Genomic DNA, 12,893 nt, shown 5'->3' with positions numbered 1-12,893 from the left:
CTGGCTTTGGCTTCGGTGCCCGATGCTTGTGAAAGGGTAGCCCAGGCCACGCTGCATGTAGCTGTCCACACTAGCGCCTCCCTGTCCGATGCGCCACCATTGACGATGCTGAGCGTTCTCGTGGTGTCGTCGTCAGCCGCCCAGCTCAAGCTCGTGGGGGAAACGGACAGCACCGCAGGTGTGGATGAGGGGCACCCCGAAAGTGCCAGTATCAGAACCGACGCCAGTACTATCCCCCCCATAGTTCTTAACGCGGTCACAACGCTTCCTCCTTCTTAAGTTTCAGCGCCCGCTCCCTGCACATGCCGCAAAGAGGAGCATCCTTTTCCACTGCCAAAGACTTAATAGGAAAAACTCGCGGGGGAACGACGTGTTCGGGTTTGCCTTAGAGACCCAGGGCTCATCCTGCGGGAATGGGTTCCGTCTTGTTCGGATGTATGCATGTGTGCAGCCCGCCTTTAACGCGCATCCCTCTCACGCGCGCTCCGCCCAAACAAGCGGGAAGCCGCCAAGCTTCCCCTCCGCCTTACCACCTGACCCTCGTGCGCTGGTGTGCGCACACCACTAACAGTGACAGGTTAGCTGAAGATACTGTTACTGTCAATAGGTAACCGTTGATTTGTCAAGCCATTGATTGTGTTTGGCTAATCTAATGGGGATATTTATGGACTTTCTCGTTATTATTCGTATTTTTCCCGGCCTCTCGGCCCCAATTGGGTTTCCAGACGCAAGGCGCGCGACATATTCTCCGCCAAGCGATTATTGCGCCTGCAACCAAAGCGTGCCATGCTGAAAAGAAGCATGGCTTCATGAGAGGAGGGGCGACGGATGCGCATTATTCAAAACATAGCAGCAGGAACATTGCTTGCGGCCTGCTTTCTGAGCGGGGCATCGTTCAACGGCTTGGCAATCTGGGAGCGGAGCGACATTTGCTACGGCTTCCCCATCCGCGTCGAGTACGACCCAACCGTCAGCAAGGTGCTCAACGAACAGAAATTCGACGAAAAGGTCATGGTAGCCATCGAGTACCGCATCCTCGAAACGAAGCTCGCGCGGGATTCGAACGAGACGGTCGTGATCGCATTCAACGAAGGGCCCAGCGTGGACCCGGTCTTCACCATTTACCGTAAGCAGGCCGACGGGACTCTCGAACCCTATGCTTACTTCGGCGGGTGCACGCTGGTGGTTCCGGGAAACGGAACCGTGTACACCTCGGGCCGCGTCAATAACTGGTTTGACGTGCGGCAGAAATTCGAGTTCACCGAAGCGGGCAAGCGCACGGTGAAACAGCCTTTCAACTACGTGGGCATGAAGACCGAAACCCTGCGCCCCATAACGCTGTACCTCGAGCCAGGGTCCACCGAGGCCGTCGAACAGGTGCCCGAGCGCGCCGAGATAGAGATATTGCTCAACAAACCTGATACAAGCGATTACCTCATCCGGACGGCCTTCGGCATTGTCGGATGGTTTCATCAGGACATGGAAGACATTGGAGGAACGGAGGGCTTTCCGGGTTCGCGCGACATCAAAGGGCTGTGTTTCATGGGAGATTGACGCCCGGAACCGGCGGCTGAGATGCCGGCACTGCCCGGAACGTGAGCGCGGACCAAGGCCCTACCCAAGGGAGCAGGCTTTATGGCATATCGGGGCGTACTCAAGGATATCGAGGCCGCGATGAATATGAAACGGCCCGAGCGGTTGCCGGCGTTCATTTGCAGTGAGGAAATGGACGTGCGGGTGTGCGGCAGCCGGTACGACCTTTACAACTCAAACTCGAACGAAATGGCCCGGGTGCAGGTCGAGGCCATCGAGCGCTTCGACTACGACTGGGCGTGGCTGCAGGTCGACGACTGCCTCGAGTTCGAGACGCTCGGCGTGGGCGTCAAGGGACAAGGCGACATCCTTCCCGCAACTTGCGAATACCTGCCCGCGGACGAGGGCGCGCTGGCAACACTGAGAGCGCACGGGTACCGCGTCGAGGGCCGCATGGGGGTCCTGCTGGACGCCATCAGCGCCGTGAAGAACCATTTCGGCGATACGGTATGCGTCACGGGACGCACCGCCGCGCCCTTCAGTTCGGTGGCCCTGGCCTTCGGTCTCAACGAGACGATGCTCCTGCCCATCACCCAGCCCGGCTTTCTGCGGGATGCCCTCGAGTTCTTCGTCGACTACCAAACACGGTTTGGCTTAGACCAGCTCGAGGCGGGCGCCGACGCAATCTGGTTCGGCGACTGCAATGCGTCGGGCCATCTAATCAGCCCGGATACCTACCGGGAATTCGCCCTGGAACCGGCCCGGCGGGTATCCGACGCGTATAAGAAAGCGGGCGCCATAACCATCTACCACGCCAGCGAAGAACTTCCCGCCATGCTTGACCTGATGGCCGGTGCAGGGTTTTCCATTCTCAGCGTGGGGCCCGGAATCCCCATCGAGACGGCGCGGGAGATCGCCGGGGACCGGGTCTGCCTGTCAGGCAACATCGATCCCATCCGCACCCTTATGAACGGGAGCCCGGCCGATGTAGCCCGCGAAGTAGAACGCGTGGCGCGCAACGTCAGCATACACGGCGGCCACGTAATGAACTCGGGCGAAATGGTTCCTCGCGACACGCCCGAGGACAACGTGCGCGCCTTCGTGGAGACCACGCGAAGCGTCTGGAAGAAGCTCGCGCGGTAGCGGTGACGGGGTCGCTCGCGCATGCCCATGGCGGAGCGCGGATGCCTGCGCCCAAAGGTATGCCTGCCGCAAAAGCAGCTCGGCCAGGAAACCGTGCTGCTGCGCGTTGAGTTGCGCCAGCCGCCCAAGCGTGCCATGCTGGGCGCACGTGCTGTTCAGAGGGGGCAAGGCGATCCCGCCCCGACGCTCCATCCAATGCGGTTCGGCCGCTCGAGAATGAACAATACGTCGGACAACGGAGTGCCTGCAATGAGCGTGTTGGGACTTTCGATGACCGTGCTTGCGGCGCTGCTGGCCGCGGGGGAGAACCAGTCCGGCACAGAGCCCGGCCTCGTCTGGGTGTTTTTCAACGGCTCCAACTTGAGCCGCCCCGGCGACCGCGGTGTGGACCCCCAGGTCAACCTCGACACCGGCACGGCCATCAATGACTATTCGAGGTTGTGGTTTGGAGCCGTCACCGCGCCCATCAAGGGCGAGGTGACGTTCACCGCCGAAGCCGACAACGGCTGCCGCGTATGGATTCTCAATACCCGGATCATTGACGGATGGGCGGAGAACTCTCCCCGACAGGGAGCATTCTCGTTCGAAGATGCCGGGCAATCCGTTCCCATCCGCGTCGAGTTTTTCCAAAACGGCGGCACGGCCCACATGCGCCTGTTCTGGGAATGGCCCGGCCACGACCGCGAACTCGTGCCAGCCGCGGCATTCACGCACACGGCGCCGGACCTCGAGGAGGCCGCCGCCTTGGCGGGAAAACCTGCGCGAAGCGCCGAGAATGTGCCGATATCACATGACTACGCCTGCCGGTATGTACCCGGCCAGCAGACGCCTCCCACGCAGCCGATTCATCTCGCCAAAGGGCCGCACCTGTTCATCGACGATTACCTGATCGCGGACTCGAACAACGTGCAGCGCGTGGTCAATGTCCCGCAGCGCGACTCCGGCATCCCCAACCCGATCGTGACCGGCAAGGAAGACGGCTGCTTCCAGCCCTATATGACCATCCTGCAGGACCCCGGCACGGGCCGTTTCCGCATCTGGTACGGCGGCCGCGCGGGCGATTCCATGGGCCAGTCTCACATCAACTACATGGAATCCACCGACGGCGTGCATTGGGAACGGCCCATGCGAACCCTTCGGGATCCCGGCCCAATCCAGTTCGGCGTCAGCGTCGTCGACCGGGGGCCCGGGTACGCCGTCGCCAGCCAGCGCTACGCCGTTTCCTGGTGGATGGACGGCGGCCTGCAGATTGCAGCATCGCCGGATGGCTTCGAGTGGACGCCCATTCGCACCGGGCCTGTCATATACCACAATCACGACATTACCGGCCTATACTTTGATCCGCAGTTCGAGCGGTATGTCGCGACCATATCGACCTACCGCGAAGGCGACACCTGGTCCGGCAACCGCCGCATCACCATGCACAGTTTCAGCACCAACCTCGTCGATTGGACCACTCCCCACTATATACTGCTTCCCGACGACTCCCTCGAACCGGGCGAGACCCAGTTCTACGCCATGGACGGCTATCTGCGCCGAGGTGACCTCCTTATCGGCATGGTGAAGGTGCTTCGCGACGATCTCAAGGCCGACGATCCTCCCGATCCCCCCGATGCTTACGGAGTGGGATATACAAGCCTGGCGTGGTCCCGCGACGGCGAGTCCTGGATCCGTGATACCACGCATTTCTTCGACCGCGACCCCCAAAAAGGCGCATGGGACCACGCCCACGCGTGGATCGATGAACAGGTGCCCGTGGGGGACGACGTCTATCTTTACTATGGCGGGTACGCCCGCGGACACAAGGTGAACCGTTTCGAGGAGCGCCAAATCGGACTGGTCAAAATCAAGCGCGACCGTTACGCCGCGCGTGAAGCGGGGCCGGAGCCCGGACTCGTAAGAACGCCTTTTCTAATAATCGAGGGAGACCGCATCACCCTCAACGCGGATGCCCAAGCCGGCGAAATCCGCGTGCAAGCCGTGGGCGAAGACGGCCAACCACTGCCCGGATTCACGTTTGCAGAGTGTGAACCCATCGCGTCCGACGCCCTCGATGCCAACGTAGTCTGGACACGCCCCCTCAGCGAGATCGTGTCAAAACCCCTGCGACTCGAGTTCCGCCTCCAAAACGCCCGGTTGTACGCGTTCGCAATTTCGCAATTTCGGGGACACAATACTCAATTATGACCATGAATGGTCAAGACACTTGTGGCAGATAGTGCGCGCGAATTCCCAATTGAGTATTGTGTCCCCGAAATTAAATCACCTGAATATTCCTCTTTCCGCCTTCGTCAACTAAGGAGGCTGGTACAGCGTTCTTGTGGTGTCAAGGGAGCAAACCGGAGGGAAGACCCATGCGAACCGCGATCCTGTGTAATGCACGTGTCGTGCCTGTTCTTGGCTTAATTGCGCTGCTGGGTATGGCGGCCGCGGGCACCGCCAGCGCACAAGAAAACAGACCGCCCGTCACCATCCCCACGGTAGCAAACGATACCGAGGCGCGTCTGGTAACCGTTGAACAGGGCGACATCAAGCTCATCGAACGCGTCCTGTGCGTATTCGAAGGAAGCCTGTCGCATATTCCCATCGAGGACATGAACACCATCGTCCTCTATGGCCGGCCCAGCGTAGTCAAAAGCGCCGAGGAGCTCATCCGCCAACTCGATCGGCCCGTACATGGAGAGTCGGCAGCAAACATCGTGTTCACTGTTGACATTCTCACAAACGTCAAGGAATTGGGCGCGGCACTGACCGAGAACGCCGCAGCCGCAGCCGAACAGGTACGCAAGGATTTCCCCGCCGGGGAACTCTTCCTCATGGACCGTATCCTGATGCGCACCCGGGACGGCAGCAGCGTTCAAGGAAATGGGTTCATTCCCCTCGGTGGCGCCCAACCGTCGACGTACCAGTTCCAGGTTGAACGCGCAACCATCGAGACCGCCCCGGAAAAGCAGGTGGTCCGGGCGGACGAGATGACGATAGGCGCGGAGCTGTTCATGCCAGAGCCCGAGGGCGATGCGGCACAGGCCGTTCCTGCGCCGCCCGTACGGCCCAGGCCCGGCGGGCAAAACCGGTATAACGTCGGCTTGCGCGCGGGCATCCTCGTCCTGCAGCCGGGACAGCCGTTCGTGGCATCCAAACAGAACCTTACGCCGGGCGAAGCCCTCTATTTCGTCGTGACAGCGCGAATCGAGGAATAGGCAAGAGATTCGGGCAGCCCCCCGGTTTGGTGCGCACACCCGGGGGCTGTCTGCTTTTTCGGAGGGGTTTCATCTCCGCGGCACGCCTCCGTTTTTGACGTTTCGTCAAGTTTGAGGTACGATCGGGACAGAACGTGTCCTGTGTTGCCCATGACCAAGGAGGCGCGGACCCCATGCCCGTCCCCGTCGCTGCCGCCCAACAGCTTCCGATCTGGAATCCCTCCGAGAACTTGTCGGACAGGGTGAAGCGGCTTCGCGACGAGTACTTTTCGTTCGATTCCCGGTCCTTCCGCAACGAAGTGATGCCGTTCAGCACCGGCACGCCCTGGGACAGCGTATTCATGGCGTCGCGGTGGACCATCGTGCCGGAGATAATGCCGTTTATCCGCGCGTACGCGGATTCGCTGCTGGCCGCGGCGGTCGTGATACCCCTCCCGGGCGATTTCTGGCACAAGCCTCTTCCGATCCGTGTCGCCACGTTTTTCCATGACGTCCTGGCTCGCCATCTTCCGGTCAACATTCTTGAGGGCGAGCTGATTGTGGGAGGACAGTTCAACGCGGGCCTGTCTTTGTGTTTGACCAGACGCGAGGCGCGTAAGCTGGACAAGAAACTCGAGTCTTTCCGCCGGGGAGTGGTCCGGGCGTCCGATTTGGGCATCGGCAACTGCGGCGCGGTACCGGGGCACTTGATACCCGATTATCCGCGGGTGTTGCGCCAGGGTTTCGAAGGGATTCTCACCGGGATCGAGGCTGAAATCGCCCGGGAACAGGACCCGGGGCGCCGGTACACCCTCGAGTCCTTTGCGATTGCCTGCCGCGGCGCGCTGGCGTTGTCCGACCGGTATGCGGACGAAGCCGAGCGGCTGGCGGTGACCGCAGACCCCACGCGGGCCGGGGAATTGCACGAAATCGCCCGGATTTGCCGCAAGGTGCCGCGCCGCGCCGCATCGACATTTCATGAAGCGCTGCAGTCGCTGTGGTTCACCCACATGCTCATTCAGACCTGCGAATCGTATCCGGGCGCGGGGACGTCGTTCGGGCGTTTCGACCAGTTTTTGTTCCCGTATTACGATGCCGATATTGCCTCGGGTCGCATGTCGCGCGACTGGGCGCGCGAGCTGCTGCGGTGTTTCTGGGTGAAGCCCAATTACGCATATGATTTCCAGGGACGCGTCGGGCGCAATCAGGGTATCACGTCGTCGTTCGGCCAACTGGTCACGTTGTCGGGCTGCGGCCCCAACGGCGAAGACATGACTAATGACCTGACCTGGCTCTGCCTCGATGTCATCGAGGAGATGAACCTCCTCGAACCCAAGCCCAACGTCCGCATCCACGACGGCACTCCCGATGCCCTGCTCAAACGGGTATGCCAGCTTGTTGCCAAGGCGCAGGGCTCCCCTTTCCTGCTCAATTTCGACGAAACATCCATGCGCGGGCTGCGCTGGGGAGGGCTCCCCGAAGAAGACCTCTGGAACTATGCACCCGTGGGCTGCCTCGAGAATACGCGCCAGGGCGACGACCGCTCGGGCACGGTCGACGTCAATCTCAATCTCGCCAAACCGGTCGAACTCGTGATGTTCCAGGGACGCGACCAGAAAACAGGCGAACAGCTTGGCCCGCGAACGCCCGATCCGCGCACCATGGGAACCTGGGACGAATTCGAGCGGGCGTTTCGCAAACAGTTGTCGTTCTGCCTCCAGCACCTGATCGACCTGACGAACCGGGCGGACTCTGCCCGCGCCCAGTACGCTCCGACGCCGTATCTCTCGGCTTTGGTAGGAGGCTGCATCGAGAATCGCACGGACGTGACGTCCGGCGGCGCGCGGTTCAATTTCATCACGGTGGAAGGCGTCGCGCTCGCCACGGCCGCCGATTCGCTTTCGGCGGTAAAGTGTCTCGTCTTTGAAGAAAAGCGCGTCTCGATGGGCAACTTGATCGCCGCGCTCGAGGCCGATTTCGATAACGACGAACCTCTGCGGCAGCTCCTCTTGAACCGCGCGCCCAAATACGGGAACGACGAGCCCGAGGCGGACCGCATGGCCCGCGACATCACCCGCTGGTGGGCCGAAGAAGCGGCCGCATCGAGCACGCCACTCACCGGCAAGCGGTACCGCGGCGGCTACCTCTCGTGGAACTACGGCATCGCCTACGCGCCCAACACCGCTTCGACACCCGACGGGCGCAGGCGCGGCACGTACCTGTCGAACGGCGTCGCTGCTGTGCCGGGGATGGACCGCCGGGGACCCACCGCCGCGGCGTGTTCCGTGGGCCATCTCGGGCTCGAGGTCATTCCGAACGGGTCCTCGCACACCATGTCGCTGTCGCCTTCGCTGCTGCGCGACGAGGCGCAACTGACGAAGCTGGGGGCGTTCTTGCGCGGCTATTGCCGTCAGGGCGGGTCGGCGCTGCAGGTCAACATGGTCGATATCGATACCCTCCGGGCAGCCCAGAAGGACCCCGAGACCTACCGCAACCTGCTCGTGCGTGTGACGGGCTACAACGCCTATTTCACGAATCTCGGGCGCGAGATGCAGGAAGAGATCATCGCCCGCGAGGCACACCGGCTATAACAACGGCGAGGTACGAATGCCCGAACCCCTGAACTCGCAAGTTTACGCGGCATTGGAGGGCCGGTTCACCCCGAAATTCCTGGCCACTCTCGATGATTCGGGCGAACCCAACTGCGTGCCCGTGCTCACCATCCATCCCTATCACGACGGCACGCTGGTATTCGGCGAGTTCCTCATGCGGAAGTCGCGCGCTAACCTGTGCGCGTGCGACGCGGTCGGCGTTGCTGTAATCGACGAGAGCTTCCGGGGATGGAGCATCAAAGGCCGGTTCCGCGGATTCGAAACCCGGGGCGAACGGCTGGATTTCGTAAATAGGCTTCCCCTGCTCCGCTACAACGCGTATACGGGGGTTCGCGCGGCCGGCGCGATTGAAGTGGCCGATGTATCGCCCCCGATTTCAATGAGCAAGTATCGGGTGCTGGGCGATTACCTTCGCGCACGGGCCATCGCACTGTTCGCCACGCGCAACGACAACCGCTCGTGCATGCCCGTTCAAGTGGCCGAGAAGTTCCTGCGTATGGGGGCGGTGCGTGCTGCCGCATACCGCGATGGCGACGGTTTCCCCCGAGCCTTCCCGCTCATGGCATGCGTGCCGGCGGGCAGGGACCGGCTGGTCATGAGGGACCCGTTTGCCGCGGCCTATATGAAAGACATCGAGCCGGGGACCCGCCTTGCGGTCGCCGTCCTTACTCGCGAGCCTGTCGCCTACCAGGTCAAGGGAGTGTATGCAGGGAACAGGACAGGCGCCGCCTTTATCGAGCTCGACGCATGCTATAGTGCCTCCCCTCCACTCCTCGGCGAACGGCTCGACAAACCCGAAGCCCGCGCGCGAAGGGCCCCGCGATAGGTCAAGAACAACGCCGCATGAGCGTCTTGCGAGTCCCGCGCCCAGGGACGTTTCCCAGTATCTGGTATAAGCTCATCTTGAACGCTGCCGAGGCGGGCGGCAGACGGCTTTCCTCTGTAATTCCTTCCGGGCTAATGTGTTAGGAAACCCGGCCGCGCTCTTCTTGACAGAGCCGGACCCGAGACGCCAGCGGGAGAATTACTTGACATGAAACCCGTCTGCTGATAGAGTACAAGTGCAAGGGAGACGGCTGTTTATTGCAGTCTGTCAGGGATAGTTGTCCATACTTGGGGGACGACTTCCGGTGAAATCAGCTTGGATGACTTTGACTTCTGGGATGGGTGCATATCGGCCAGGCAGGACGCCAAAGCAACGGGCCGAGAGCGACGCGCTTTCGAAGCCGTAGGAGGACAGGCCAGTGCGGGGCACATATCGAATTTCTTTGCTCTTGGGCGTAGTGCTGATGGGTGTTCTGACAGTTGGATGCCCCAGTCGAACAACCGAACTCCGCCTTTCCCATTCTTCGCATGATTACGGGACAATGGAATCGGAGTTTTCCTTTTTTGTGTGGGTCACAGGCGGCAGTTCGAGCGCCCGGTTCACGTGCTCAGCCGACCAGCCGTGGATCAGCGTAAACCCAATCAACGGTACTGCTTCAACCAGCAATAGCGAGACCGAAATTCTTGTCTCTATTGACCGCACGAAATTCGATAGCGGGACGTACTCGGGAATCGTTACCGTATCCTCACCGGGCCTCGAGTCGAAGACGTTTGCGGTGCGCGCCTCCGTGGGTCTGAGCACGATCGGAGTTTCAGAGACTTCGCACGACTTCGGCGCCGAAGAGACCTCGTGGTCGTTTGATGTCTGGAACGCAGGCAGCCGGGGCACCAGTCTCGCGTATACCCTGTCGGCCGACGTACCCTGGGTTTCGCTGTCTCCGACGTCCGGCGCCAGCACCGGCAGCGATGACCGTCAAACCATTCAGGTGACTCTCGATAGAAGTCTTCTCGGAAAAGCCGTGTATTCGGGAACGATCACCGTTACATCAGAGAAGGGCGATACGAGAACCATAGCGATAAGCGCGCGTGACCCGCTTGCCGCCATCGGTTTGTCCAGCACAAGCCATAATTTCGGGACCGCCGAGACGGAGTGGTCTTTGCGCGTGTATAACGCAGGGGAAGCGGGAAGCGTGCTCGATTTCGCCGTCTCGACCGATTCCGATTGGTTATTGGTTACGCCAACAAGCGGCGTATCGACGGGTATCGACGACGAACAAGAGATTCAGGTGGTCATCGACCGGGGCGGCCTGGAGGTGGGCCAGACGTACCAGGGACAGATCACCGTGACGGCCCCTGAGCTGACGCCCCAGACCGTGTCGGTCGTGGTGCAGGTTGCCGCACCCTCGTTAGCCGTATCCACCCGGCTGCTTGACTTTGGCGGCACCGATACCCAGCGCACGTTCGGCGTGTCGAACCCCGGCCAGGCGGGCAGCGTAGCGGTATATTCCATCACCGCGCCGGGCGACCCGTGGATCAGCATTGAGCCCGCCAGCGGTTCGGTGATCGCATCGGAGGACCCGGATATCATTACCGTCACCATCGACCGCAGCACCATGAGCAAGGCGGCCCAAACCAAGGCGTTTACTCCCTATCGTACCGTTGTTGGCACGGGCGCTGACGCTATCACCGTCGTCGTGGTCGGAGGCACGGCAACGGAGATGGGACGCAGCCTGGGCGAACTCATGGCCGATGAGATCGTGGCGAATATGACCAGTTACGAGACGTTTGCCGAGGCCGTGGGGATCGACACCGCCGCGCTTGACGACGCATGGCAGAAGGTCTCGCCTTTCATCGATCAGCAATTCCTGGATGAACTTCAAGGCGTGGCAGATGGACTGGCCAATCGCGGCTACTCCGGGCGGTATCAGAGACTGGTCCGCATCCACATGATTCCCGTCATTGAATCGTACTCATGCAGCGCTATCGCGGTGTGGGGCAAGGCATCGGCAGACGAGCATCTCTACCAGATCCGGAACCTGGATTGGGAACTGGAATCCGGCGCGCAGGACAATCCCTGGATAGTGGTTTACCATCCCACGGACGGCATTCCGCACGCCAACGTAGGTTTTGCGGGGATGCTGGGCTGCATCACGGGCATCAACGCGAAAGGCATCGCATTGTCGGAAGTGGGCGACAGCCCGTCGAGCGAAGCGCCTTACAATCTGAACGGCGAGCATTTCGCCACCCTCCTGCGCAAGGTCCTTTACGACGCCGACAACCTTACCGAAGCAGTGGACATTCTGGCGGGCACGGAACGCATTAAGCGGTACCATTATGTTTTCGGCGACGGAAGGAACGAGCGGCGCGCGGTGAAAATCAAGGCTCATGCGCCCGACACGCCGCCGAACGATTTGATCATCTACACCGATGCGGACCCGAACGACCCGGTGCGGGGCGAAGGCCTGAGCACCTTTGATGACGTGGTGTACCACGCGGAGTCGCGCGACCCTATCGCGCACGAGCATCTGACCAACAATTACGGCACATACGACAGCACGAAAATGATCACCCTGTCGCGTAACGTGGCCACCCACGGCGCAAGCGTGCTCAATGCCGTATACGACGCGACCAGTCTCGAAATGTGGGTAGCGTTCGCCGAAGGCCCGGATTCCGAAGCCTATACGCGCGAGTACGTGTATGTAGACCTTCACAAGTATTTTGAACTGCCTACCGAAGCCGAGGGGACCATCCAGGTCACCACCGAAACCGGCGACAGGGCGACCATCCTTGTGCGGGCGCGCCAATCCGAACCGGCTATCGGCGTTTCGGCGAATTCGCACGACTTCGGGCTGAACGAAACCACGTGGAATTTCGATGTCTGGAACGCGGGCGATGGCGGCACCACATTGAACTTCACGGCTACCGCGGACCAGCCATGGATTTCAGTAACCCCCTCGACCGGCTCGAGCACGGGGCCCGCGAACGAAGCCAATCTCAAGGTGACTATCAACCGCAGCATGTTCGAAAAGACCGTGATCCACGAAGGGTCTGTGACCATCAAGGCGGCTTCGGGCCAGACCCAGGCCGTCCGCATCATTGCGGGGTATCCGGAACCGCTTATCAGCGTTTCGCCGCCACAACTCGACTTTGGCAATGATTTGGAGGAACTGACTTTCTTCGTGTGGAACGGGGGCGATTCGTCGTCGTCTCTCACGTTCACCGCCACCGCCTCGGAAGAGTGGATTTCGTCCGTGACGCCCAGCAGCGGCACAAGCACCGGCCCGGCCAACAAGGTCGAGATCACGGTAACCGTCGACCGCTCGCTGCTCGCCGGAATCCCGGGCCTTGCCGAAGGCAGCATCGAGCTGACGGGCACTAACGCTCAGGGTTTCAGCTTGCCTGTCAAGCTCACAATGGCGCCGCCGTCACCGAGCTTCACGGCCGAGCCGACGAGTGTAGGCAGGGACAGGGAAGTGGTATTCACTGACACCACTACTGCCGGCTCGGGTGAGGTGGTGGAATGGGAGTGGGACTTCGGCGACGGTTCCGAGCCCGTGATCGTGACGAATCCTACGAGCCTGCCCGTACAGGTCACGCATGC

General features: G+C 61.2%; 8 protein-coding genes. 7 read left to right on the top strand and 1 reads right to left on the bottom strand.

All coding sequences use genetic code 11. The annotated features are described in order from the left end of the window. A partial coding sequence (locus tag PLJ71_21300; protein HQM51226.1) for a hypothetical protein occupies positions 1-260 on the bottom strand: 260 nt, incomplete at its 3' end. A gap of 568 nt (positions 261-828) precedes the next feature. On the opposite strand from PLJ71_21300, the gene PLJ71_21295 reads away from it, so the two are divergent. The 7 genes from PLJ71_21295 to PLJ71_21265 form a co-directional block, all read left to right on the top strand. Continuing rightward, positions 829-1,554 carry a hypothetical protein gene (locus PLJ71_21295; protein ID HQM51225.1) on the top strand — a complete coding sequence of 242 codons (726 nt, stop codon included), beginning with the start codon at positions 829-831 and terminating at the stop codon, positions 1,552-1,554. A gap of 81 nt (positions 1,555-1,635) precedes the next feature. Continuing rightward, positions 1,636-2,676 carry a uroporphyrinogen decarboxylase family protein gene (locus tag PLJ71_21290; GenBank protein HQM51224.1) on the top strand — a complete coding sequence of 347 codons (1,041 nt, stop codon included), beginning with the start codon at positions 1,636-1,638 and terminating at the stop codon, positions 2,674-2,676. Positions 2,677-2,925: 249 nt separating this feature from the next. Then, positions 2,926-4,863: a PA14 domain-containing protein gene (locus PLJ71_21285; GenBank protein ID HQM51223.1), complete on the top strand. Its 1,938-nt coding sequence runs from the start codon at positions 2,926-2,928 to the stop codon at positions 4,861-4,863. A gap of 167 nt (positions 4,864-5,030) precedes the next feature. Continuing rightward, positions 5,031-5,876: a hypothetical protein gene (locus tag PLJ71_21280; GenBank protein ID HQM51222.1), complete on the top strand. Its 846-nt coding sequence runs from the start codon at positions 5,031-5,033 to the stop codon at positions 5,874-5,876. Between the two features lie 173 nt (positions 5,877-6,049). Then, on the top strand, positions 6,050-8,446 hold the full coding sequence (locus PLJ71_21275) for a pyruvate formate lyase family protein (protein ID HQM51221.1): 2,397 nt from the start codon (positions 6,050-6,052) through the stop codon (positions 8,444-8,446). A gap of 16 nt (positions 8,447-8,462) precedes the next feature. Beyond that, on the top strand, positions 8,463-9,293 hold the full coding sequence (locus PLJ71_21270) for a pyridoxamine 5'-phosphate oxidase family protein (GenBank protein ID HQM51220.1): 831 nt from the start codon (positions 8,463-8,465) through the stop codon (positions 9,291-9,293). Positions 9,294-9,834: 541 nt separating this feature from the next. Further along, positions 9,835-12,893 (top strand): C45 family autoproteolytic acyltransferase/hydrolase (locus tag PLJ71_21265; protein ID HQM51219.1); only part of this gene is annotated, 3,059 nt, incomplete at its 3' end.

This window comes from Candidatus Hydrogenedentota bacterium (genome assembly GCA_035416745.1).
Classification (GTDB): domain Bacteria; phylum Hydrogenedentota; class Hydrogenedentia; order Hydrogenedentales; family SLHB01; genus UBA2224.
This window is presented reverse-complemented; position numbering and strand designations above follow the sequence as displayed.